This is a genomic window from Clostridium zeae, from assembly GCF_017312485.1.
GTDB lineage: Bacteria > Bacillota > Clostridia > Clostridiales > Clostridiaceae > Clostridium_AR > Clostridium_AR zeae.
This window is the reverse complement of record NZ_BMBA01000012.1, coordinates 33,651-58,100: the sequence shown is the minus strand read 5'-3', so window position 1 is coordinate 58,100 and position 24,450 is coordinate 33,651. Positions and strand designations below refer to the sequence as shown.

General features: G+C 31.4%; 23 protein-coding genes, 1 riboswitch and 1 other annotated feature. Of the genes, 22 read left to right on the top strand and 1 reads right to left on the bottom strand.

Features of this window, described 5'->3' with window-relative positions; translation table 11 throughout:
- Positions 1 to 284 precede the first annotated feature (284 nt).
- From J3477_RS24945 to J3477_RS24895, 11 genes are all read left to right on the top strand, one after another.
- A complete protein-coding gene (locus J3477_RS24945) occupies positions 285 to 464 on the top strand; it encodes a GH-E family nuclease (protein ID WP_250648868.1) in 180 nt (59 codons plus the stop codon).
- 15 nt (positions 465 to 479) lie between these two features.
- Positions 480 to 896 carry a tetratricopeptide repeat protein gene (locus J3477_RS24940; protein WP_206872944.1) on the top strand — a complete coding sequence of 139 codons (417 nt, stop codon included), beginning with the start codon at positions 480 to 482 and terminating at the stop codon, positions 894 to 896.
- Between the two features lie 14 nt (positions 897 to 910).
- Positions 911 to 1,330 (top strand): hypothetical protein, encoded by a 420-nt coding sequence (locus J3477_RS24935; RefSeq protein ID WP_206872943.1) that lies wholly within the window; start codon positions 911 to 913, stop codon positions 1,328 to 1,330.
- Between the two features lie 429 nt (positions 1,331 to 1,759).
- The gene (locus tag J3477_RS24930) at positions 1,760 to 2,245 is read left to right on the top strand and encodes an ankyrin repeat domain-containing protein (protein WP_206872942.1); all 486 of its coding nucleotides are present in this window, start codon (positions 1,760 to 1,762) and stop codon (positions 2,243 to 2,245) included.
- A 383-nt stretch (positions 2,246 to 2,628) separates the two neighbouring features.
- Positions 2,629 to 4,035, top strand: coding sequence for an RHS repeat-associated core domain-containing protein (locus tag J3477_RS24925; protein ID WP_206872941.1), 1,407 nt, complete (start codon positions 2,629 to 2,631; stop codon positions 4,033 to 4,035).
- A gap of 3 nt (positions 4,036 to 4,038) precedes the next feature.
- Positions 4,039 to 4,356, top strand: a complete 318-nt coding sequence (locus J3477_RS24920; protein WP_206872940.1) for a hypothetical protein — start codon at positions 4,039 to 4,041, stop codon at positions 4,354 to 4,356.
- Positions 4,357 to 4,640: 284 nt separating this feature from the next.
- Positions 4,641 to 5,198 (top strand): hypothetical protein, encoded by a 558-nt coding sequence (locus J3477_RS24915; RefSeq protein ID WP_206872939.1) that lies wholly within the window; start codon positions 4,641 to 4,643, stop codon positions 5,196 to 5,198.
- A 29-nt stretch (positions 5,199 to 5,227) separates the two neighbouring features.
- Positions 5,228 to 5,854: an HNH/endonuclease VII fold putative polymorphic toxin gene (locus J3477_RS24910; protein WP_228731365.1), complete on the top strand. Its 627-nt coding sequence runs from the start codon at positions 5,228 to 5,230 to the stop codon at positions 5,852 to 5,854.
- Positions 5,855 to 5,871: 17 nt separating this feature from the next.
- Entirely contained in the window at positions 5,872 to 6,264 is a 393-nt protein-coding gene (locus tag J3477_RS24905; protein WP_206872938.1) for an immunity 50 family protein, read from the top strand.
- Positions 6,265 to 6,809: 545 nt separating this feature from the next.
- A complete protein-coding gene (locus tag J3477_RS26185) occupies positions 6,810 to 6,992 on the top strand; it encodes a hypothetical protein (protein WP_228731364.1) in 183 nt (60 codons plus the stop codon).
- 91 nt (positions 6,993 to 7,083) lie between these two features.
- Complete coding sequence (locus tag J3477_RS24895; RefSeq protein WP_206872937.1) at positions 7,084 to 7,977, top strand: Rpn family recombination-promoting nuclease/putative transposase; 894 nt, start codon at positions 7,084 to 7,086, stop codon at positions 7,975 to 7,977.
- A 104-nt stretch (positions 7,978 to 8,081) separates the two neighbouring features.
- Here the strand turns inward: J3477_RS24895 and J3477_RS24890 are convergent, their stop codons facing one another.
- Positions 8,082 to 10,547, bottom strand: coding sequence for an Ig-like domain-containing protein (locus J3477_RS24890; RefSeq protein WP_206872936.1), 2,466 nt, complete (start codon positions 10,545 to 10,547; stop codon positions 8,082 to 8,084).
- A gap of 369 nt (positions 10,548 to 10,916) precedes the next feature.
- Here J3477_RS24890 and J3477_RS24885 point away from each other — a divergent pair, with 369 nt between their 5' ends.
- From J3477_RS24885 to J3477_RS24835, 11 genes are all read left to right on the top strand, one after another.
- On the top strand, positions 10,917 to 11,516 hold the full coding sequence (locus J3477_RS24885; protein WP_206872935.1) for a hypothetical protein: 600 nt from the start codon (positions 10,917 to 10,919) through the stop codon (positions 11,514 to 11,516).
- 224 nt (positions 11,517 to 11,740) lie between these two features.
- Positions 11,741 to 11,832, top strand: a riboswitch (glycine riboswitch).
- Positions 11,833 to 11,989: 157 nt separating this feature from the next.
- On the top strand, positions 11,990 to 13,471 hold the full coding sequence (thrC, locus tag J3477_RS24880; protein WP_206872934.1) for a threonine synthase: 1,482 nt from the start codon (positions 11,990 to 11,992) through the stop codon (positions 13,469 to 13,471).
- A gap of 8 nt (positions 13,472 to 13,479) precedes the next feature.
- The gene (gene thrB / locus J3477_RS24875; protein ID WP_206872933.1) at positions 13,480 to 14,367 is read left to right on the top strand and encodes a homoserine kinase; all 888 of its coding nucleotides are present in this window, start codon (positions 13,480 to 13,482) and stop codon (positions 14,365 to 14,367) included.
- Between the two features lie 18 nt (positions 14,368 to 14,385).
- Positions 14,386 to 15,705 (top strand): aspartate kinase, encoded by a 1,320-nt coding sequence (locus J3477_RS24870; RefSeq protein WP_206872932.1) that lies wholly within the window; start codon positions 14,386 to 14,388, stop codon positions 15,703 to 15,705.
- A 116-nt stretch (positions 15,706 to 15,821) separates the two neighbouring features.
- A complete protein-coding gene (locus J3477_RS24865) occupies positions 15,822 to 17,117 on the top strand; it encodes a homoserine dehydrogenase (protein WP_206872931.1) in 1,296 nt (431 codons plus the stop codon).
- Positions 17,118 to 17,414: 297 nt separating this feature from the next.
- Positions 17,415 to 17,909, top strand: coding sequence for a hypothetical protein (locus J3477_RS24860; RefSeq protein WP_206872930.1), 495 nt, complete (start codon positions 17,415 to 17,417; stop codon positions 17,907 to 17,909).
- Positions 17,910 to 17,941: 32 nt separating this feature from the next.
- Positions 17,942 to 18,280, top strand: coding sequence for an arsenate reductase family protein (locus J3477_RS24855; RefSeq protein WP_206872929.1), 339 nt, complete (start codon positions 17,942 to 17,944; stop codon positions 18,278 to 18,280).
- A 386-nt stretch (positions 18,281 to 18,666) separates the two neighbouring features.
- Positions 18,667 to 18,984 carry a hypothetical protein gene (locus J3477_RS24850; protein ID WP_206872928.1) on the top strand — a complete coding sequence of 106 codons (318 nt, stop codon included), beginning with the start codon at positions 18,667 to 18,669 and terminating at the stop codon, positions 18,982 to 18,984.
- Positions 18,985 to 19,189: 205 nt separating this feature from the next.
- On the top strand, positions 19,190 to 19,618 hold the full coding sequence (locus J3477_RS24845; RefSeq protein ID WP_206872927.1) for a hypothetical protein: 429 nt from the start codon (positions 19,190 to 19,192) through the stop codon (positions 19,616 to 19,618).
- A 287-nt stretch (positions 19,619 to 19,905) separates the two neighbouring features.
- Entirely contained in the window at positions 19,906 to 21,288 is a 1,383-nt protein-coding gene (locus tag J3477_RS24840) for a VanW family protein (protein WP_206872926.1), read from the top strand.
- A gap of 1,245 nt (positions 21,289 to 22,533) precedes the next feature.
- Positions 22,534 to 24,006, top strand: coding sequence for an LTA synthase family protein (locus J3477_RS24835; RefSeq protein WP_206872925.1), 1,473 nt, complete (start codon positions 22,534 to 22,536; stop codon positions 24,004 to 24,006).
- 81 nt (positions 24,007 to 24,087) lie between these two features.
- Positions 24,088 to 24,337 (top strand) — a binding site (T-box leader).
- Positions 24,338 to 24,450: the final 113 nt, after the last annotated feature.

Genomic DNA, 24,450 nt, shown 5'->3' with positions numbered 1-24,450 from the left:
TAAGCAATAAATGAACTAGCTGAAAATAAGTAGGTTAGTTCATTTATTTTTAGAGTGAAAGAATAAGGGGACATATTGAAACTACTCAACTCTACCACTAAATGTACAATCCAGAATCAGTAAGAAAAAAATATAAAGTTTTGGCAGGACTCTAAATAAATATTCAAAGACTAGGAAGGTAAATTATTTACAAGATGTGTCAATAAGATAAAATCAAGATTGTACGTGGAGAGATTCAATTTCAGGCGAGTAATGATGAGTGGTATCCACTTAATCAGGCAGATATGTCACATAAAACTGATGCAGTAACCTGGTGGAATGAAGTAGGAAAAAATTATGGTGCAAAATCACCAGAGGTCAGAAAATGGATGCTTGATTCAAATAATTATTATTTAGATCATTACAGTATTAATCGTTCACAAGGCGCAAAGTTGAAACAAAATTATTTACCACCAACAAAATGATAGGGGGAGTTAATTATGGAATTGGAACAAAGAGTTTATGAGAAAATACTGAGTTTATGTGAATTAGGAGATTCTTTAGTTGATAAATCTAACTATGATGAAGCAGTAAGCAAGTATCTAGAGGTTTTAGAGTTAGTTCCAGTGCCTAAAAATATATGGGAAGCAAGTACATGGATTTATACAGCTATTGGGGATACTTGTTTTTTAAAAGGAGATTATCAAAAAGCCAAGGATTTTCTGTATGATGCAGTTAATTGTCCAGATGGTCTTAGTAATCCATTCATTCTACTGAGGTTAGGTCAAAGTTTACAAGAATTGGGATATAATGAAAAACCTAAGGAATACTTATTAAGGTCTTACATGCTTGAAGGGCATAAGATATTTCAAGACGAAGATGATAAATACTTTAATCTGATAATTGATATAATTTAGAAAGGGGTATTACAATGCCTTATGTTACAGGTGAAAAAGGGATAAAAATACAAGAGCTTATGGATAAAAGTAACGTAGAATTTGATAATAATAATTATGAAGAATCAATACTCTTATTGGAGCAAGCGTGGGATGAAATACCAGATGATAAGATTAGTTATTCGGAAAGTTTTCTTATTGTCTGGGGGATTTTAGATATCTCTAGATTGATTAAAGATGTAGATAGGATGAATAATCGGGTTGATAATATATTTTTTTGCTCTCCTCAAAGAGGTGACACCGGAGAAAGAGAACTTTGGGAAGGAAAGGTTGCTTACGAGCTAGGGAACTTCAAAGAAGCAAAAGAGTATTTTAAGTTAGCTAATGATAAATCTAAAGGTCGCTGTTTTGGAACAAAGGATGGAAAGTATATAAAATTTTTGAAACAAAGTTAAAACTATAATGATAAAAGGATGCTCAGCGCAAGACTGGTACCGGTTAATGCTGAGGTCCTTTTTATAAGCATAACACTTACATGTTATGTAAAAGTATAATCTTATGAAGATATAAATTAGTATATAATATAAAAGGTCATAAATATTATAAAGCATATTTTAAACATTATAGTAAATAGTATCTTGAAATATCCTCAATGTATAGAAATCAAAATATAGAATATGAGATGTAACTAGCTATGGATATTTCTACTAGTTAGACTAGATATATGTTATAAAGTTATAAAACAATAAAGAGGATTTATAGAAGCGGTATCATAATAGGAAATATCATATTATGATGACTAAGAAGTTACAATGAGAGATATGAGAAATAAAACATTAAAATATAAATTATAAGTATAGACAGAAGTAGAAAGAAGAAATATTATGAATAGTAGTTTAAAAGATATCGATATTTTTTCGATAATAAGAAATGGAGAAAAAGAATTATATAAATCTTATATTGGAAGCATTGATATAAACATTAAGAACGAATACAAGCAAAGTTTATTACAAGAAGCTATAGCATTCAAAAAATCTGATATTGCATTTGATTTATTAAATAGAGGCATAAATGTAGATTCTCAAGATTATAGAGGCCAAACAGCGTTACATTTTATATGCTTTCATCCTAATATTTTATTGGCCAAAGAAATATTAGAAAAAGGTGCAGATATAAATATTCGTGATATTTATGGCAATAATGCACTGTGGAGTGCTGTATTTAATTGTAAAGGTAGATATTATGAGCTTGTGGAACTATTTATGAAATATAATCCAGATATTAATACAAAAAATAATGCCGGAAGATCCCCTTTAGACTTTGCAATTCAAACAGGTTTTAATAAATTAATTGACTTATTAAGAGTTTAGACTAATCATAATATTGAACACGTGTAATATATTGAGCCAATTAATGAATGTTTAATTGGTAATACTAATAACTTAGTAAGTGTTAACTAAATATATTTTATAACAATGATAAGAGTCAATGTTTCTAATGGAAGAAATATTGGCTCTTTTCATAGGAAAAAAGCATAGAAGCAAAAAATGATTCAGGAACAATCCTAAAAAATACTTACAACGGGGAAGGCCTAAGAGTAAGTAAGGAACAAGGAGCTCAAAAGACAAACCTTCTATACGAAGGAAATCAAGTAGTACTTGAAGTAGATGGAGCTACTGGAACAGAAAAAGCAAGAAATGTATATGGAAACAATCTAATAAGCAGAAAATCAGGAACTACAACAGCATACTACATGTACAACGGACATGGAGATGTTACAAACTTATTAGATGGAAAGGGAGGAATAATAGGAAGCTACTATTATGATGCCTTTGGAAATGTACAAGAAAATACATCAACCTTCAGCAATCCATATAGGTATGCAGGATATCAATATGATGAAGAAATCGGAAAATACTATCTACTAAACAGAATGTATGATCCAGAATCAGCAAGATTCATGCAAGAGGATACCTATAGAGGAAATGCAAATGATCCACTAAGCTTAAATCTATATACTTATGTAAACAACAATCCAATGATTTATGATGACCAAAATGGACATTGGCCAAGCTTTATAGATAATTTCTTTAGTAGTGCAAAGAGTGTGGTAAGTAATACTTGGGGTGCAATAAAAGAAACTGCTAGTTATGTTGGAAGTAAGATATTAAGTGCTATATCTCCGGCGATAGATTATATATCAAATACCAATGTAGGAAAAGCAGTAAGTAGTGTAATTAACAAGGGTAAGAAAACACTTAATACAATAAAGTCAACATATAACGCTGTAAATATAGTGTATAATAAGGTTATAAAACCAAAGGTAGAAAGAGATGATCAGCAGAAATTACAAGAGTTAAAGACAGGTATAGTAGTAAAGGCTGGAGAAGTCGCTAGTTATGTTAAAGGCCTAGATATGCAAAAATTGGCCTTTGGTGGAATGTCTATGGTTGTTGGGGCTGTAGGTGCAGTTGCTGGTGGAGCAGCTATGTTGATGCCTGGTGGTCAAGTAGCAGGAGCTGCCTTAATAGGGTTAGGACTAACAACAGTTGCTTTTGGAGCAGGAGAAGTAAGAGAAACTCTATCTGGAGTAAATCCTGTAAAGAATCTTGCAATGGATAACCTTAAGATATCAGAAAGTAATTATTATTTTGCTGGTGGTGTCATTGAAGCTGGAAGTGGACTTTTAACTGGGAATCTAGCAGCACTTGCATTAGCTGGAAGTATTATGGATTTATCAGAAAGAGAGAGTACAGCTCTTGCCATTCCAGGTGGAGGATCCATAAAAAACAATAGAACATATAGTTTTATGGATAGGGGTGGAAGTAACAAGGGAATTAATGAAATAGTTGAAGAGACTACCAGAGTACGACATTACACAAACCGAAAAGGTATAAATGGAATAGAGCAGGATGGAAGTATAATCGCCAAGGATAATAATAGAGTTTATGTGGAACTAGCAAGTAAAAAACCGCTTAGCCAAGTTGAGGCTGAAACTAAGTATCAGATTAAAACTGGTAAAGGAAGAGATTATGTTGAGTTTGATGTTCCTAATTCTAAGCTTGAGTGGGTAAAAAATCCTAGATATGGTACACCAGAGTTAACAATAAAGGGTGGAATTGAAGAATTGTTAAATCCAAAGTTTGTAAGGAGAAAATAAACAATGATAGAAGAAAATAAAGAGATAAATTTAACAGGAAATGAAGCATTACAAATACTCAAAGAAATTAATTTGATTTTAATATCTTTACATGATATGGGTTCTTACTATATGGAAAAGGATGTAGCAGGATATGAAAAAGAAACTACTAGATTTATTGATCAATGGAAAGTTACAAGCAGATTATCTAAAATTAGGGGTATATTGTCAGAGAAGTTTGATAATACTTTAGGGGATGACGATATGGATGACTTAGAAAGAGCAATGGATGAGCTAAAGTATTGGGAAAAGCCTGGAGATATGCCTGATGATATTGTATAATAAGTTGGTATTAAATTATTTATTATTAGTTTTAAGTAAATAATCTTGCTGAAGAACTCTCAAGTAGCTGGTTTTAAGATGTTGGATAATATTGATAGATTAACTTGATAATAAGGCTATATTATGATTTGATTGTAGAAAAGTTTCTTAATAAAACTAAACACATTATAATATTGACAAAGGCTAGCGCTGCAATGAACGGCGTTAGCCTTTTCTATAGTATAAACATCGATAAAAGAAGCTAAAAATATGATAAATCGGATTATCAAGAATCAGCAAGATTCATGCAAGAAGATACCTATAGAGGAAATGCAAATGATCCATTAAGCTTAAATCTATATACTTATGTAAATAACAACCCAATGATTTATGATGATCAAAATGGACATTGGACAAGTTTTGTAGATAACTTCTTTAGTAGTGCAAAGAGTGTAATAAGTAGCGTAAAAGAAACTGCTAGTTATGTTGGAAGTAAGATATTAAGTGCTATATCTCCAGCGATAGATTATATATCAAATACCAATGTAGGAAAAGCAGTAAGTAGTGTAATTAATAAGGGTAAAAAAATAGTTAATACTGCAACAGCAGCATATAAAGCAGCTAATATAGTGTATAATAAGGTCGTTAAGCCAAAGGTAGAAAGAGATACTCAACAGAAAGTTGAATCCTTAAAAAAAGGAATATCTGTAGTATCATCAGTTGGTAGTATAATAAAAGATTTAGTTATTCCAAAGGTAGAGTTTAAGGCCAATAATATAAGTAATAGCACAGATTCTGATGGTGAGTACAATATGATGCCTAGTGCTAGTGGATTTATATTAGGCTTTGATCATTTAATATAATCAGAGGGGTAGGAAACTTTATAGCTCCTATGATTGGCGGCACGAAGATTACTGATGATGATATAGAAAAGAATATGAAGAGTAGCTATGGATTTGCGCAGGCTTACCGTGTTGGTGAAGTTGTATCATTGATTGGAGCTCTTGGAGGATCTAGAGTATCACCTTCAATGGAGCCAGCACTGGTTACAGGAGGAGCATCAGGAGCTAGCTCAGCAACTAGTGCACGAATTAATCCTGGATTCAGCTTTTTTGAGAATAGTAAAAGTGGATCTGGAAATGAAGGGTTAAAATCAACTAAGGGCACGGCTGAAGCTTCAAGTGAATATAGAAGTGCTAGTTTAAGAGAAATTAAAAGACAACTGGATATACCAATGTCCCAACAACCTATTAGCCAGAAGATGGTGCCTTTAACAGATTCTAATGGTAATTGGATTTTGAATGAAAATAAACAACCTGTAATGACTAGAGAATTGACGTATGATGTAAATGGTAAAAAGATAGTAATTCAAGACCATTCGGCAGGACACGACTTTGGTGAAGGTGGCATTGGAGACCAACCGTCTCATCATAATGTAAGACCGGCTGAGAATACAAGGACAGGAAAGGTAGAAGGTATGGAAGACCATTATTATTTTGATAAGAGAAATAATAAATAGGGAGGGTGATGTATAAGATGATTAATAAAATTAAACTGATGAATCCTCAGGCGTTTACTAGTATATTTGGAGATATACCAAGCTTGAATGGCTCAGAGTTACTAGATGTACAACTAAGGAGAGATGGACCAACATTGTTTATACGATTGTTAACAAAGGAAGTTATTAAAACAAAACCTAAACGATGGGACAAGTGGGATGTAGTATACGTAGAAATGTCTTTCTTTGGAATTAGAAATTTAACAATTAACGGATTAGGAACAAATAACCAGATTAATCAATTCGAAATTAATGATGGAGAAGAAGATGGAGTATTAGAAATTAGATGCAATAATCAAATGCACATCAAATGTTCATTTGATTGGGCAAGGGTTGAACAGATAACTCCAGGATTGATAGGTTCACCATAATGAAGTTTTACACTTATTAATGCCTAATAAGCTAACTACAAAATACTGTATATATTAACTGCAAAATAACGTATAATAAATACAATATTCAAATATTGAATAAAAGTATTAATATTATAGATTAAATACAGCTGAGTTTTTACTGCATAATTTCAATAATGTAGTGAGATGTAACTAAAAGAAAAGCTAAATATATATTATAATTGTGATAAGAGTCAATGTTTCTAATGAAGAAGCATTGGCTCTTTTTCCATGTAAAGAAATTGAAAGGAGTAAAGATGATGTGGCAATTAATTGAAGATTTCAAGATGAGCCTAATTGAGGATGGTAAGGGTCCTAAATCAATAGAAAGTTATATTGGAGATATTAAGGCTTTCATAGAATTTCTATGAACTAGAGAAGTTGAGTTCAATGGCAATCTTCAACGATTCTATGTAACAAGCTATAAGAACTTCTTAGTAGAGAATAACTATGAAGTAGCAACAATCAATAAAAAGATTAATAGCATCTATGCATTAAATAGGTACTTGGTGGTTACTGTTGATATGAAAGAAATAGTTGTAGAAAATTCCAAGGGTAGAATAAAAATTGCATATGGTTCAGAAAAACAAGTAAAAATTTATTCAGATAAAGAGGGGGAGAAAATACTGATTTATATTCAGGATGAAGATAAGGTAAGTAAAAGAAATAAGGTGATACAGCTGTTTTTATATGGTATAATAAGATAAAGTAAAGACTATGATTTGTAGAGAATAAAGCAGTCAAAATGAGGATAGAATTTTATATATAAAATAATTAAATGAGGGGAGCAAATACAATATGATCAGTAAAAATGGTAAGTTTAATATAGATACTAATAGATTTGATGATGATTTTATAATGTCCCCTAAAGTTGATTTTGTATTCAAGCTGATTTTTGGAGATGAAAAGAATAAAGATGTATTAATTGCATTTCTAAGTGCCGCTTTAAAGCTAGATAAGGAAGAATTTAAAGAAATAGAATTATTAAATACAGAGCTTTTAAGAGAATTCAAAGAAGATAAAAAAGGAATTTTAGATATAAGGGTAAAGACTAAGAATAATGAAAATATTGACATAGAGATACAAATATTACCTACAGAGTTTATGGCAGAAAGAACTTTGTTTTATTGGTCAAAGATGTATAATAGCCAAATAAGTCCTGGAGATACTTATGATAAACTCAAAAAGTGTATAACAATAAATATTGTTGATTTTGAGAGAATACCTATAGATAAAATTCACACAAGATTTCATATTTTAGAGGATGAAACTTTATATAAGTTAACTGATGTCTTAGAGATTCATTTTTTAGAATTACCGAAACTTGCAAAGATAGATAAGTTAAAAGATATAGATGACCCAATACTTGAGTGGCTTGAATTTATAGATGCAAAGTCAAAGGAGGGCATGGAGATGTTAGCTGAGAAAAATGAAAATATTAAAACTGCATATGAAATACTGCAAAGAGTTAGTAAAAGTAAAGAGGCTAGAATGGCATATGAAGCAAGACAGGCGGAAATAATGGATCAGTTGACTAGGGAAAAAAGCGCAAGAGAAGACGGTATAAAAGAAGGAATAGAAAAAGAAAAAATAGCAATTGCTCAGAGTGCTCTTTTAATGAATTTACCTATAGAACAAATAGAAAAGTTAACAGGATTACCAATAGAGAAAATACGGGAATTGAAAAATTAATAATGATTTAGACCTATAACTAATAGAATATTAATGAATAAAACCATGCATACAAGACATTATGTCTTATATATGCATGGCTTTTTATTTATAAATTATATTTTTTAGTTAACTGTCAATTTATAAGGTGTTGTAGTACTATATGCTCCGTTATAACCTACAACCTGTATATAGTAAGTTCCAGCTGATAGGGTATCAGTTAAGGTTTCAGAGGTTGTACCAGAATTCTCTGAGTAATCTATATAATTGCCGTTTGCATCATATAGTGTAAGATCATAATCCTTTGGTAGATTTGTTAGTGATATAGTAAAAGATTTTGAAGTGGTTACAGTAAGTTTATAGTAATCCACATCTGAAGCACTATAGATATATGAGCTTAAGGTAGAACCAGAAGTTATAGTATAAGCACTGCTGATGGTGCCATTTGGTTCGTAAGTATCTCCAGAGGTTGGGTTAGTAACTGTGATGCTACAGGTCGCAGTTTTACTTCCATCTTGAGTTGTCACTGTTATTGTTGCAGTACCTGCAGCCACTGCTGTTACAGTTCCATTTTGTACTGTTGCCACAGCAGTATTACTGCTGGTCCAAGAAACGTTTTTGTTAGTAGCATTGGAAGGAGCCACAGTAGCTGTAAGTGTTGAAGAAGTTCCAGTAGTCAAACTTAAAGTGGTTTTATCAAGACTTACTGAAGTAACTGAAACAACAGTAGAAGTTCCGATTGCAGTAGTTTGACTGTTTGATACAGTATAAGTTCCGGTTAAATCTGCTTTCTTTGCCCCTGTTGAGGAATAAAGAGAAAGAGTGATTCCAGAGCCGGATTTTACTGCAATTTTAGCTTGGTTGTTTGAGTCTACTTGAGCTGTTCCTAGTATAATTCCGCTCTGAACCGCTGCAACTACATCGGTAGGCTGTGAGCTCGGAATTGTTCCTTGAAGGTATCCGTAGCCAGAGGATAAACCTGTTACAGCTTGCTTATCTGATGTAGCTGAATCGGAAGTTCTAAGCTTTAAGGTAGTAGAGGAAGCTAAAGTATTTACTCTAATAGTTGCAGCCAAAGGACCAGTTCCTGAGATTGTATTGTAGCCAGCTGAAGTCCAGCTTCCATTTACCAGTAACTGACCTATTTGAGCTCCAGTACTGGTATTATAAGCACCAATTTGAGGATTTGAAGCAGTACCGCCATCTATGATAGCGAAAGGTTCATTTACGTAAACATATGAAGGATATAAAGAAAGTTTTACTAAACCAGTAGTTGTGCCTCCGCCTGAAGAACCTGAAGCGCTATAAGGTGCTCCATAGGAGCCGTTGGCAAAATTATCTGTATTCCAAGGGTCGTAGCTTGGAGTAGTCCAAGGCTCAGCTTGAGTTTGAGTTTTTTCAACATCAGCCATTGGAGTTGGAGTGGCAGTACCTTTGGAGTGACTAACTCCATCAAAGCCTATATAGCTTTCACTATTAGATAACCAATTAACTATGTTAGTGCAAAGAGTAGCGGCATTTCCAGTATCAGTCCAACCTGGATAAGTTGATTTTGCTTTGCCTGTATCTTCTCTTAGATATTTTGGAGTAGCATCTTCTATAGGAGAGGAATCTCCTATAAATGCAGCTTTGCCAGCACTTGGTTTTGATATAGCAACATAAGGTCCTTCATTTTCTCCTCCAAAATAAAGACCAGTATCAGCGGCACTGCTCCATTTTACAGGACTATCTGTAGATGAAAAATAAACTATTCCTTTAGCTTTGCTAGGGTCTGTTATTGCTAGGGTTGAGCCAGCAGCCATGAGAATAGGGGACACACCAGTAGTTATTCCTTCTGAATATGAGGAAGTCTTTACTCCAGAAACACCGTTCTTGCAATCTATGGCATTAAACCTATATCTGATTCCAAAGTTTTGTGCAAGCCATCCAGAGGTTGCACTTTGAGGATTTCTCATATCACCGTAAACTCCGCCCATATTGTATTGAGTATCGGTGGATCTATTGTAGCCATTATAGACTTCCGTTGAATCCCAAGTATTAGTGTTTCTATCAGCATTGTAATGATCAGCTATAAAAAATAATCCTTTACCTGAATCAACAAATTGCTTAAGAGCTGAGTACTCAGCTTGAGTGAGAGGTCTGTTAGCTTCAGCCATTACAAAAACATCAGCGTTTTTTATAGCATCATAGGTTATAACTGCTTCATTTTTAGCAACATTTATTGATTGTCTGTCATCATAATAACGAATAGCTCCATCGCCATCTTTATCAACTCCTCTATATTCTCTTACAGTATAGCCTTTTGAAACAAGAGCATCTGCAAAATCAGAGAAGCCTCCATCTAAAACCCAATCTGCGGCTCCAGCAGTCTCATCATGGGAGTTGTCGAAAAGTACAAGCTTTCCGTTGCTTGCACCTGCAGCTGGAGTTTTTTCAGGTATAGTATTGTTCCAGCTATAGGTTAAAGTATCAGCCTTCACAGTAACAACCTTATGAGGACTAGGGAAAGGTGAGAAATTAAAGAGCTGAGATAATGCAAAAGCAGAAATTAGAGATAAAGCCAGTTTTTTTCTTAGATTTTTGTTTAACATAATAATCTCCTTTTAAGTATTCAATAATAATACTTTATTACTTATATAATAATACACTAATATTATACTTGTTAAGTTAATAATAGGTAAAATAATGCCTATTAAATTACGTTATATTATAAAATATTGTTATTATATTAAAAAATAATGCATAAAAGTATTATATTAACAAATTGAGTGATTTATTGTATAATAGGGCTATTAATTCTTTGCAAAATTCATTAAGGTAGCATAGGTACTATACTTTAATCTCAATACAATATCTAAAGTTAAGTCATTAATATATAAAATAATGGCTATATTTTAACATAGTACTTTAACAGCGCCAAAATAATTAATAAAGATGCATGGGTGTATTATGGAGGGGCTATGGCAAGTTTATACGTGCTTTTTATGTTGTTAAGCTATGTTTTTACTATTATAAAGCTAATAAAAAGCTATAATGATAGAGTTTTAAATGTTGGGCTTATAAGAGAGAAATGGTTCGAATATAAGAGCAGTAGCAAAGTGGATTTAATTCTAAATATAGTGGCAGTAATTGCTATTATTAGTTTTTATACAACTATTGTTTCAAATGATAAAGATATTCCTCAAGATACTAGTACAGTATGGGGGTGGTTTCATAGTTTAGAAAAACCAAAATCTATATATTCTGTGCAATTTGCTGTAATTATAACAATGATAATAGTTTTACTCTTTTTCGAAATTAAAAAAATGAGATCAAATACTATAATTAGCAAGGAAGGAATACTTACAGTTGATGGAGAGCTTATACCTTGGGGCAGGGTGGAAGAGGTTGACGAAGGATATTCTTCTGATTATGCAATAAACAAGGTAATAAAAGTTAAAGTTAATGGAAAAAAACCAAAAGATAAGATGTGGACAATAAAACTTATTGTACCTAAATATGAGCTTAAAGATACGCTTATAGCTATAAGAAACGCTATAAATCTAAATAGAGATGAATGAACATATTTATCAATAAAACATATACTAGATTATAGTTAGGTATACCATTTTATAAATAACCTCCATCCTCGATTACAAATATCCTATTGAAAACAATTAATAAAATGGTATATCTATTAAATTCATATATTTCTGACTATTTTATTGACTTGTTAGAATATTTTGATATATAATTACAATAATTTTATAGATTCGGATGAAGGTAGCGGGATTAAACCGTTATTGGACGAACCTCTGGAGAGACTCAATGGAGCACCGAAGGGGAAAACCATAAAGATGTGGTGAAACTCTCAGGTAAAAGGACAGGGGATTTTGATATTGTATTCAGTTTAACTTTTTTTAGCTTATTAAGCTTTTTTTGAGTTTTTTGAATATCAAAAGCCGTATTTCCAGAGACTAAGTTTAAAACTAGTCTCTTTTTGTTTATATATAATACAAGAAGTGACTTAAATTACCTAAAGGGGGCTAAAGTAGTGTTTTATAAAAGTACAAGGGGAAAAGAAAATTTTGTTAAAGCTTCAGAAGCTATAGTTAGGGGCATAGCTGAAGATGGAGGATTGTTTGTTCCAGAAAGTTTTCCAAGCATAGAGAAATCCTTTGATGAGCTAAAAGAAATGAATTATAAAGAGTTAGCATTTTATATCTTAAAGAAATATTTAGACGATTTTTCTGATGAAGAACTTAAAGCTTGCATAGAGGGAGCCTATGATGAAAAGTTTGAAGATTCTTCAATAGCACCATTAAAATATGCTGGAGGAGCATATTTTTTAGAACTCTTCCATGGAAAAACCTTAGCGTTTAAAGATATGGCTCTAAGTATACTTCCGTACCTTGTGAAGACAGCAGCAAACAAAACAGGGATAGATAAGGATATAGTTATTCTTACTGCTACTTCTGGAGACACTGGTAAGGCTGCACTTGAAGGTTTTGCAAGGGTTGCTGGAACTAAGATAGTAGTTTTTTACCCAAAAGACGGAGTAAGTGAGATTCAAAGAAGACAGATGGTAACCCAAGAAGGAGACAACACCTTTGTTGTGGGTATAGAAGGAAATTTTGACGATGCTCAAAATGGAGTGAAAGATATATTCGGGGATGATGATTTCAACAAGCAGCTAGAAGATAAAGGATATATGCTATCTTCTGCAAATTCCATAAATATAGGAAGGTTAATACCTCAAGTTGTTTACTATGTATACTCATACGTAAATTTATTAAAAGAAGGAAGGCTTAAGGCTGGAGAAAAAATAAATGTTGTAGTACCTACAGGCAATTTTGGCAATATACTTGCTGCTTTTTATGCTAAAAGTATGGGACTGCCTATAGAAAGATTCATCTGTGCTTCAAATGAGAACAAGGTACTCACTGATTTTATAAATACAGGTGTATATGATAGAAATAGAGAGTTTTTAGTTACTAATTCTCCTTCAATGGATATATTAATCTCTAGTAATCTAGAAAGATTTTTATATGAGATAAGCGGTAAGGATTCAGCTGTTATACGAGATCTTATGAGTAAACTAAGGACTGAAGGAAGATATGAAGTAAGTGAAGCTATGAAAGTTAGGCTTAAAGAGTTCTATGGGGATTTTGCTACAGAAGAAGAAACCGTTGATGCAATAAGAAAAGTATATGATTCATCAAGATATGTAATAGATACTCATACTGCTGTTGCTTATGAAGTTTTTGAAAAATATAAAAATGAAACAAAGGATGATGCGGTAACGGTGATAGCATCAACAGCCAGTCCTTTTAAATTCCCTAGAAGTGTTAATGAAGCTCTTAATTTTGAACAGAAAGAAGCTTCAGACTTTCAAATGGTAGAAACTCTTTCTAAGAATTTCGATATTAAAATACCTAAAGGTATATTGAATTTAGAAAGTAAACCAGTAATTCATAATACAACATGTAATAAAGAAAATATGAGAACCGTAATTAAAGAATTTTTGGGTTTATAGGTGATGATATGGTAGAGGTAAGAGTTCCAGCTACAAGTGCAAATATAGGACCTGGGTTTGATTGTCTTGGAATAGCGGTAAAAAAATATAATAGATTTGTTGTAGAGGAAATAGAAGAAGGCCTTATATTTGAGGGCTGTGATGAAGAATTTAAGAATGAAGATAATTTAATATATGTAGCTATGAAAAAATGTTTTGATAAAATCAAATATAAACCTAAAGGATTAAGTATAAAGATTGAAAGTGATATACCAGTATCCAGGGGGCTTGGAAGTAGTGCAGCCTGTGTAGTTGGTGGAATATTAGCGGCAAATGAACTTGCAGGAAGTCCTTTAAGTAAAGAAGAAGTTTTAGAACTATCAGCAGAGATGGAGGGGCATCCTGATAATATAACGCCTGCTTTATATGGTGGGATGACTGTTTCAGTAACAGAAGAGGATAGGACTATATATAACAAAATAAATATAAAAGAAGACATTAAACTTTGTGTATTGGTACCAGATTTTAAATTATCTACTGAAAAGGCAAGGGCAGTACTTCCTAAGAGTATTGATTATAAGCAAGGCGTTTATAATATAGGTAGAGTAGCTCTTATGATATCTGCTTTATCAAATGGTGATTTAGATCTTCTTAAGGTTGCATGCAAAGATAAACTTCATGAGGATTATAGAGCAGGACTTATAGAAAACTTTTATGATATAAAAAATGAATGCAATAAGCAAAATGCTTTAGCTGTATTTCTCAGTGGAGCTGGACCAACAATCATGGTTATGCTAAGAAAAGATGATGAAGCTTTTTCTACAAATATAAAAGGTTATTTAGATACTCTTAAAAACTGCTGGCAGGTATTAGAAGTGGATATCGATAATGATGGGGCTATAGTTTCGAGTCTATAAACAATTAGGGGGAAAAGTATGAGTGATATAGTTGTAGCTAAATTTGGAGGAAGTTCGCTGGCGGACAGTGAACAGTTTAATAAAGTAAAAAATATTGTTAATGAGGACGCGCAAAGAAAATTTGTTGTGCCTTCAGCGCCAGGAAAGAGATTTAAAAAGGATTATAAAATAACTGATTTATTATATCTTTGCTACGAACATGCAAAGAATCAAATATCCTTTGAAGATGTATTTAAGCATATAGAAGATAGATATAAGACTTTGGCCTTAGAGCTTAAGGTTGATATGGATATAGAAAAGTACCTTCAAGAGATAAAGCAAAAGATAGAAGAAGGTGCTTCAGCAGATTACACTGCTAGTAGAGGAGAATATTTAAATGGACTATTACTTGCAGCATTTTTAAACTATGAATTTGTTGATGCAGCAGAGATAATAAAGTTTAAGCATTTTGGGACTTTAGATATGAATGCTACTGAAGTAGCTGTAAGAGAAAGACTAAAAAATGTAGAAAAAGCTGTTATACCTGGATTTTATGGAGCTACGCCTGATGGAAAAATAAAGACCTTTTCTAGAGGTGGCTCAGATATTACAGGAGCAATAATAGCGAGATGTACTAGTGCTAAGCTTTATGAAAACTGGACTGATGTTTCTGGTTTCTTAATGGCTGATCCTAATATAGTTGAAAATCCAAAGTCTATAGAATACGTAACTTATAAGGAGCTTAGAGAGCTATCTTATATGGGTGCTAAAGTACTTCATGAGGAGAGTATTTTCCCTGTTAGAGATGTAGCTATACCTATAAATATAAGAAATACTAATAAACCTTCGGACAAAGGAACCTTCATAGTTGATGAACAGAGAGTTCAAACCTATGGAGATACAATCACTGGTATAGCAGGAAAGAAAGACTTTGTTGTAATTGCAATACAGAAGATGCTTATGAACCTTGAACAAGGCTTTTGTAGAAAGCTTTTAACAATACTTGAAAGTAACGGAGTTTCCTTTGAAAACATGCCTTCAGGAATAGATTCTGTATCTTTAGTTATAGAGGAAAGTCAGGTAGCAGATAAACTTGATATTATACTTGAAGAGATAAAAAGACAGTGTAATCCAGATACTGTAGAAGTTCATCCTAGTATGGCTCTAATAGCTACCGTTGGTAAGGGTATGAATAGAACTAAAGGTGTTGCTACTAGCATATTTAAAAGTCTTTCACAAGCAGACGTCAATGTGAGAATGATAAACCAAGGATCTAGTGAAATAAACGTAATAATTGGTGTGGAAAATGGAGACTTTGAAAAGGCTTATAGAGCTATTTATGGTGCTTTTGTAAAATAAGTAATGTTTTTATGTTGTAGACAATTGGGGTATTACTAAGGGGTAGATAAGGCTAGATAGCTTTTATAATCCCACAGGTCAATATTTTAAGAATACATTGAAAAGGGAGAATTATAATGGAGAAAGTAAGGATTGCATTATTAGGGCTAGGTAATGTAGGTAAAGGCGTTTGGAATATATTAAATACCAATAGAGAAGCTATTATAAAAAGAGCTGGGTATGATATAGAAATTGCAAAGATATTAGTTCGAGATAAAAATAAAGCAAGAGATGTAGAAGTGCCAATAGAGCTTGTTACAACTGATGCTGAGGAAATCTTTAACGATGACAGCATTAAGATAATAGTTGAAGTTATGGGTGGGTTACAGCCTGCTAAAGATTATATATTAAGAGCTATAAAAGAAAGAAAGCATGTAGTTACTGCTAATAAGTTACTTATAGCTACTAATGGAAAAGAGATATTTGAAGAAGCTGAAAAAAATGAAGTTATAGTAAATTTTGAAGCTAGTGTAGCTGGTGGAATACCTGTAATTCATGGAATCAATGAAAGCCTAACTGCAAACAAAATTGAAGAAGTTATAGGAATAATAAACGGTACTACAAATTATATCTTAACTAAGATGACATTAGAAGGAATGGATTTTGAGGATGCTTTGAAAGAAGCACAGGAAAAGGGATATGCAGAAGCAGACCCAACATCAGATATAGAAAGCTATGATGCTGCATACAAGCTTGCAATATTAACAACTCTTGCATTTGAAACAAATGTTGATGTAAATAGTATCTATAGAGAAGGAATAACTAGGATTACTTCAAAGGATATTGAGTACGCAAAAGAACTTGGATATGTTATTAAGTTACTTGCTATAGTAAAAGAGGTTGATGGTAAGTTAGAGCTTAGAGTTCATCCAACAATGATTCCATCAATACATCCTCTAGCAAATGTCAATGATTCCTTTAATGCTATATTTATAAAAGGAAATGCTGTAGGAGATCTTATGCTTTATGGAAGAGGGGCAGGAGAGCTTCCAACAGGAAGTGCTGTAGTTGGAGATATAATATCCGTATTAAGAAATGATGGAGATAGAGCAAGTATAATTACAAGTAGATATGAGGACAAAGAAATAGCTCCTATGGATAATATAGGTGCGAAGTATTATCTAAGAATAACAGTAAAAGATATGCCCGGTGTATTAGGTGAGATAGCTACTATATTCGGGCAAGAGCAAGTGAGTATAGCTTCGTTTATACAAAAAGCTAGAAGAGAAGATAAGGGACTTGTTTCTATAGTTATTGTAACTCATGATACTTTAGAGGGAAGAATAAATAAATCTTTAGAAAAGATTAATGATTTGGATATAATTAAAAAAGTTGAAAATGTAATAAGAATAGAGAAACTCGGACTAAAATAAAATATTATCTAAAATGAATCTCCAGAATTCAAAATATATTCTGGAGATTCATTTTTCTGTAAAATCACTAAAAATTGATAAAAAAATTATATATATTGACAATAATTGTTTAATATGAAATATTAGTATTAACTATATTTGTAAAAAACTCTGCGTACTATAATTAAAGATGAAACACTTCAATCCGAAATCTATTTTTAAAACTCATCTGGGTTCTGAGAGGAGAATTTGAAAGTATAAGTTTAATTATGAAGTGGTTCATATGTATATATAAAATAAACCTTAGGAGAGATTTATATGAACCTTTACAAGAGGCTCAGAGATAACAAAAAAATAGTAAGTGTATTGATATTAATAGCTGTATTTGCTGTTGGATACCCGATAGTAAAGAGCAGTGAAAAAGAAACGCTAAAATATAAAACGGAACAGTTCTTTAATAATATAATTGAAGAAAAATATGAAGATGCTTTTGTTTTTGTAGACTACGATGGAATAGATAAGGAAAATAGTGTTATTTTAAATGAAGACAATAAAAGAGGTAACTGGATTAGAAAGCTTAAGCAGCAAAGGGCTAAAGGAATAAGGATAGAAAGATGTAAAGAAGTTAAGATAGATAATGTAGATTATCCATATGGAACGGTAAAATTAGTTGTAAATAAAAATGGTGTACAAGAAGAATATATAGTAAATATTAAATATACAAGAAATAAAGATAGCTATAAGATAAGAAATATAAGCAAAATAGATGATGAGATTCAAGAAACTATTTGTGGCAGAATAAATGAATCTTAATCATAGTATGAAGTTAATCAGGAGAAGTGAATATGAATATTCAAATATACGGAGTGAAAAAGTGCTTTGATACTAAGAAAGCAGAAAGATATTTTAAAGAAAGAAAGATAAAGTACCAATTTATTGATTTAAACATGGTAGGATTAGGCAAGAGAGAGTTGGAAACAGTAAGAAATGCTGTGGGTCTAAGTAATCTAATAAACAAAGAATGTAAAGATTATGAAAGCTTAAATTTACACCGTATCATTAATAATAGCGTAAAAGAAGAAATACTTCTAAACAACCCTAAACTGTATAAGACTCCGATTGTGAGAAATGGAAAACTTGCAACTGTCGGTTATGAGCCTAAGGTGTGGGAAAATTGGGATTAGAAAAGTAAGTCATTATTAGACTTTTTATCAAAGATTATGATATATAGTTATACATTTTTGATAAAGTTTAATAATGATTTTTTTTTGGGAAATTATATTTAAATTATACCTTTTTAAAAGGATGCGTAACAGGCATAAACAAAAATTATTCGGTTATTTTTAATGAATTGATCTCATATAAACAAATTTCTACTAATAATAACATGGAAATAATTGTAATATTATACCAAATATTCTATAATATTATAGATGCCAGTATTAATGTGATAGTATTTGTAATTAATAGCATATTAAATCCATTTTGGAAGATAATATAACCAATAAATCATTTAGAGATAAATCTAGTTTACAAAGTTAAAATACCTTAATAGAAGCGGGTGAGTAGCTTGGATAAAGTAAGGAAAAAGGTAGGTATAGGAACGTGTTCTCCACTCATGTTAGTATTAGCTCTTATTCTATCTTTTAGTTTTGGTAATAATATAGTCCTTGGAGATCTTATATTAGATTCCTTTGGTCTCAAGGCTTGGTCTGGCGGTCATGTAGGAATTCATTATACTCTATTCTATGCTTTGGCCATGGTGGTAATAGCATATTTTATCGGAGATAAATATGAAGATCATATGGGGGCAAAGGCTGGAAAAAATTCTGCTATATTTGTACTTGCTCTTCTAACTCTTATAATAATATTTGATTTGGTGTTTTGATTTAAGGTTAGGAAGTGCTATTGAAATTGGCCTTTGGTTGAGGGGATTTGGTGTTCTTAAAATAATTTTCATAATTATTATCACTCAAGTAAATATTACTATATTTTCAATATATAAAATTATTTATAAATATTATAAATTTGTGTAACTATATTTTTTTTCTTTCGTATTATATTTGAAGTGTTATTTGTGTGGTGATTATAAATTGAAAAAAATAAATGTTAAAATTATTTGTGGAATTATATTATTAATTATGTGTTTTGGGTTGGTAAGTTGCGGAACCAAGGAAAAAGAATACGATTTTTATAAGGTAAAAAATCTTACTGAAGATAAGATAGATAGGGTTGAAGTTTCTTATACTGATATATCGGCAAGAGTTTTGTCTAAAGATGAAGTGCAAACCTTAATAGGTTTATTAAATACTTCTGGAGACAATGTTCAACAGTACAATGGGCCCGATCCTAAAGGTGTTACAAATTCGTTAGATATATATTTAAAGTCAAAAAGTTGTTTCAGTATGTATCCTTACAGGAATGGATATTTGCTTTTTTGTGGAGAAAAAAGCTATATGATATCACAACCTCAATATAATGATTTTATAAAAGATATATTTAACAATAGGGGGAAGATTTAAGTAAGTGTCAAATTATAAATCTACCTTTAAGGAATATTTTTCTCTTAAGTTCTGTAATAATATTACATACAGGTAATATTGTTTCAAAAGAAGTTTGTGTTTCGTAAAAAAGTCTTAAAAGGTTCCTAAAGATGAAATACTTCAATCCGAAATCTATTTTCAAAGCTCATCTAGGTTCTGAGAGGAGAGTTTGAAAATATAAGCTAAATTAGGAAGTGGTTCATCTATATATCGAGCATAATGATTTAATTTGAAACCTTGTGGCCGAACCAACGGAGGAAAATTATATGCTAAGCAGAGCTAAAAAAAATAGTAGTAGGAAGTCCTTAGTAGTTGCTGCTGCTACAGGTGTAATTGTTGTCGTAGCCTCAGCTATTACATATTGGTATTCGATAGAGAATTACGTAAAGCAATGGGATAGTAAAGTATATAGTGGAGTAAGAATAGAAGGAATTGATTTATCAGGAAAATCAAAGGCAGAAGCGGTGCAGTTATTAAATGATGAACTGAGAAAGTTTACGGATGATAAAAAAATAATTGTAAAAGTTCAGGACAAGAAATTTCAATTAGACTATAAAACAATAAACCCACAGTACGATATAGAAGCTGCTGTGAACGAAGCTATTAAATATGGAAAAGATAAAAGGCTTCTTGCTAAGAAAAAGTTGATAAAAAGCTATACAGTAACTAATATAAATATGAATTTTAAGTATGATAGTGAAGAATTAAATAAATTTGAGAAAAATATTGCTTCTAAGATTGATAGAAAACCTAAAGATGCTTCAATTAATATAATAAATAAGGCAATAAAAATAAATGAAGATCAAGCTGGAGTTGTTTTAAATAAAGAATTACTAGATAAAAATTTGAAAGAAGCATTAACTGGATCTTGGAATAAGGATATAGTGGTTGATGGTGAGATACAAGTAGCTAATGCCAAAATTAATAAAGAGCAGCTGTCCAAAATAGATGGTGTTTTGTCTTCCTTTTCAACAGACTATTCGACCTCAACAGAAGCTAGAGCTAATAATATAGCAATAGCTGCAAAGGCTTGCAATGGAAAAATAGTTATGCCAGGAGATACTTTTAGTTATAATGCAACATTAGGTGAAAGGACTTACGAAAAGGGTTACAGGGAGGCGCCGATTTATAAAAACAATGAAGTAGTTGATGACGTAGGAGGTGGCATATGTCAAGTATCTACAACCCTGTATAGGGCTGCAATGAGGGCTAATCTTAAAGCAGTGGAGAGGCACAATCATTCTTTTAAAGCGACTTATTCACCTCTTGGGCTTGATGCCACAGTGACTTGGGGATATCTAGATTATAAGTTCAAAAACACGTATGATTTTCCTATTTATATAGAAGCTGTGATAAGTGGAAGAACTGTAAGTTTTAATATATATGGTAATAAAGCTGGATTGGGTGGAAAGAGATACGACTTGGTATCAGATGCACCTACTGTAACCACAGCTAAGGTTACTGAAGTAAATGATCCAAGTCTGCCAGAGGGTCAAGTAGTAATGGATGAAAAGCCCATTGACGGTTATAAGGTCAGATCTTATCTGGTTACTTATGAAAATGGGAAGGAAGTAGCAAGGGAAGCTGTAGCTTATGATACCTATGTTAAAAAAGATGGGGTAAGACGTGTGGGTACTAAAAGAGAATAATGGGAAGTAATTTAAATAAAGAAAAATATATAGATTGTAAAGCTTTCTTCATGTATATTGAGAAAGCTAAATGAACAAAAAATCGCTAAGAGATTACTTAGCGATTTTTTTACTGTATATGAAAGTATAAAATGAATTGGATATTATATGTGAGTTTCAATGGATAATAATGTTATAGTTGGGCACTTTATATAGAGGAAGTTATAAAAAAGGAGTGCTTTATGAATGGTAACTTGGATAAGAGCAAATATAAAAAATTTAATTATATCTTTTTTGTTTTTCAGTATATCATATATAAAATTTTTTAATATTACTGATACAAATACAATTTTATTTATTATAGCAGCTGAGATAGTTCTAACGTTTATGGTGGGGACGGTAGGATTATGTTTAAATAAAAAGCTCATAGCATTCATGTTATTGTTGAGTATATTGCTAAATGTATTAGTAGGGTATAATAATTTATACTTTTCTAATTTATTTTTAATATCATATGCTATATGGTACTTTATAACCAAGGTTACGGACAAAAGTAGAGAGCTTTTTTTAATAACCTTTATCACTAGCATTGTAACCATATATCTAGCTTCGTTAATGTATATAGATCTTCCTTTATTTACAATAGTATTTTATCCTATCTACTTATTAGGATATATTTCACAGGATGGTTTTTCTAGTAAAAGTATACTGCAAGATATCTTAATTGCATTTTGTATACCTTTCGATGTATTCTTTCTTAATTGCATTTTCAGAATAGAAGGTTCGTATAGTGTTGTTCAGAATATATCTATATTTAGAATATATAACAATGATATAAAGACTCTAATACTAACTCTATTTATTTGGTTTATATATAGTAGTTTATGTGTTTCTTCATCGTATCTAGCTTATAGAATTTTTAGCAGTATACAAAAAAGAAAATTATATGTCACAGATTTATCAAATGAACATAAAAAAAATATAATTCTATCAATAAATTTGAAATTGATTTTTGCAGTTTTTATAGTCTATTTTAGCGACTGTATTTTAATTAAACAATTAATTACTGACTTAAATAAATTTCTTAATATGCATGAATTAATAAACCTTATGATTCTGCTTATGGTATATATAGTGATAATCTCTTTATTAGGAGAAAACTTAGGTAGGATTATATTTTATTTATCAATTAGTATTATTTTTATTGCAAATATAGTTAAACTGAGTTTTTTTGATGAACCCTTTTATCCATGGGAAGTATATCTAATGAAAGATGTATTTATGATTGGAATTAGATATATTAATTATCAAATCGTTATAGGAATAACATTGGGCTTTATTCTATTAATTATGCTGGCGATCAAATTTAGAAAACTTATTGTGAAAAGCTTAAAACCTAAGCTAAGGTTTAATATGCTGATTTTAGCTTTAGTAATATTAGCGATGCAAGTACACATATTAAATAATGAAAAATATTCATCTGATTTAAGTATCGGTAAGTCATGGTATACAGGCAAAGTAGAAGCGGCAAGTAATGGTCTATTTGTTGAAAACTTCTTTCTCATACAAGATTATGATGAATATATATCTGATAAACCAAAAGGATATTCTAAGGAGAGTATTAATAGTGTGATAGATAAGCTAAGCAAATATAAGGATATGAAGGTTTCTTCGGAGGTGAATATAAAACCTAATGTGATAGTTATTATGAGTGAGAGTTTTTGGGATGCTACACAACTTAAGGGAGTTGATTTTGATAAAGATATAGTGGAGAATGTAAAAAAAGATATTAAGGGATCTATAGTATCCCCAGTATTTGGTGGAAAAACAGCAAAGGTAGAATTTGAAGTTTTAACGGGATTAAGTAACTATTTCATTAACCCGGGAGTAATACCTTATAATGTATATTTGAGGCGACCAACCCCTAGCATTGCTAATGTTTTTGATAAAAATGATTATGATACTATCGCTATACATCCTAATGATAAAACTTTTTATAATAGAGATAAGGTGTATAAATATATGGGGTTCAATAGATTTATAGATATAGATGGTTTTGATAAAGAAAAGGATTTAAAAGGTACTAATGTAGCTGATGAAAAAGTAATGGATATGATACTAAAACAAGTATCGTCTGGAGATAATCCTAAGTTTATATTTGCAGTAACTATGCAGAATCATGATCCTTACTATAATGAATATAGCAAGCTAGAGGTTAACACATCATCAAAAAATTTGAATGAAGCTGAGATGTCCATTCTAAGTAACTATGCATCAGGGATTTATGATGCTGATAGAGCCTTTGGAAAGCTTATTAATACTTTGAAAACTTCTGATAAACCTACATTGGTTTATTATTTTGGAGATCATCTGCCAAGATTGGGTAGGCCAATAGGAGTATATGATGTGTATAATTCTCTTAATTATTTTAATGATAAAGAGAAAATAGATAGTGATATTAATAGTTATAGTACACCTTTAGCAATATGGTCTAACTATAAAGAAATTCCCACACTAGCTTCAAAAATATCTCCAGCTCAATTGTCCTTACATATATTAAAAGAAGCTGGTGTATCTTATCCCGTATATTTTAATATACTAGATCAGTTGAGTAAGGAACATCCTTATTTACAAAGTTACTTAAATGGAAAAGATATTCAAAGTGAACAGCTAGTAAAGGATTATAAGGTTATACAATATGATTTGCTATTTGGCAATCAATATCTAAATGAAAATTAAAATTTCAATATTTTTTATTGACAAAATTAAAGGGTCAGCATATTATAATAATATAACCTAGAAAGTTGATAAGATTAATAGGAAATTGCTGTGATAAGAAATAGTAACATAAGATTAGCTATCAGAGATAGATCTCCTTGGCTGAAAGAGATTTTTAGTAAACCTTATGTGAATGCATCTTTGAGCTCTGCCTCGAACTATAGTAGACGGCAGCGGGTACGCTCGTTAAAGCGTTAGGGTATGGTGTAAAGTACCTGAATTCGGAGATAACCTTAGAGTTTAATTTAGGGTTAATTAGAGTGGAACCGCGGAATATACTTCTGCCTCTATATATGTTAGAGGTGGGAGTTTTTTTAATGTATAAAGGATCTATTTAATGTTTTTTCGTTATCCATGTATAAGAAAAATTATAGTTGTTGAGATAATAATTTTATTTTGAAAGGA

Bases quoted from the DNA above. Each gene is read 5' to 3' on its own strand.
- J3477_RS26185 (WP_228731364.1), top strand. From the start codon at position 6,810: ATGAAAGAAATAGTTGTAGAAAATTCCAAGGGTAGAATAAAAATTGCA.
- J3477_RS24945 (WP_250648868.1), top strand. From the start codon at position 285: ATGTCACATAAAACTGATGCAGTAACCTGGTGGAATGAAGTAGGAAAA.
- J3477_RS24865 (WP_206872931.1), top strand. From the start codon at position 15,822: ATGGAGAAAGTAAGGATTGCATTATTAGGGCTAGGTAATGTAGGTAAA.
- J3477_RS24905 (WP_206872938.1), top strand. From the start codon at position 5,872: ATGATTAATAAAATTAAACTGATGAATCCTCAGGCGTTTACTAGTATA.
- J3477_RS24870 (WP_206872932.1), top strand. From the start codon at position 14,386: ATGAGTGATATAGTTGTAGCTAAATTTGGAGGAAGTTCGCTGGCGGAC.
- thrB (WP_206872933.1), top strand. From the start codon at position 13,480: ATGGTAGAGGTAAGAGTTCCAGCTACAAGTGCAAATATAGGACCTGGG.
- J3477_RS24915 (WP_206872939.1), top strand. From the start codon at position 4,641: ATGCAAGAAGATACCTATAGAGGAAATGCAAATGATCCATTAAGCTTA.
- J3477_RS24940 (WP_206872944.1), top strand. From the start codon at position 480: ATGGAATTGGAACAAAGAGTTTATGAGAAAATACTGAGTTTATGTGAA.
- J3477_RS24925 (WP_206872941.1), top strand. From the start codon at position 2,629: ATGTACAACGGACATGGAGATGTTACAAACTTATTAGATGGAAAGGGA.
- J3477_RS24860 (WP_206872930.1), top strand. From the start codon at position 17,415: ATGAACCTTTACAAGAGGCTCAGAGATAACAAAAAAATAGTAAGTGTA.
- J3477_RS24935 (WP_206872943.1), top strand. From the start codon at position 911: ATGCCTTATGTTACAGGTGAAAAAGGGATAAAAATACAAGAGCTTATG.
- J3477_RS24835 (WP_206872925.1), top strand. From the start codon at position 22,534: ATGAAAGATGTATTTATGATTGGAATTAGATATATTAATTATCAAATC.
- J3477_RS24885 (WP_206872935.1), top strand. From the start codon at position 10,917: ATGGCAAGTTTATACGTGCTTTTTATGTTGTTAAGCTATGTTTTTACT.
- J3477_RS24930 (WP_206872942.1), top strand. From the start codon at position 1,760: ATGAATAGTAGTTTAAAAGATATCGATATTTTTTCGATAATAAGAAAT.
- J3477_RS24895 (WP_206872937.1), top strand. From the start codon at position 7,084: ATGATCAGTAAAAATGGTAAGTTTAATATAGATACTAATAGATTTGAT.
- J3477_RS24840 (WP_206872926.1), top strand. From the start codon at position 19,906: ATGCTAAGCAGAGCTAAAAAAAATAGTAGTAGGAAGTCCTTAGTAGTT.
- J3477_RS24910 (WP_228731365.1), top strand. From the start codon at position 5,228: ATGATTGGCGGCACGAAGATTACTGATGATGATATAGAAAAGAATATG.
- J3477_RS24855 (WP_206872929.1), top strand. From the start codon at position 17,942: ATGAATATTCAAATATACGGAGTGAAAAAGTGCTTTGATACTAAGAAA.
- J3477_RS24920 (WP_206872940.1), top strand. From the start codon at position 4,039: ATGATAGAAGAAAATAAAGAGATAAATTTAACAGGAAATGAAGCATTA.
- J3477_RS24890 (WP_206872936.1), bottom strand. From the start codon at position 10,547: ATGTTAAACAAAAATCTAAGAAAAAAACTGGCTTTATCTCTAATTTCT.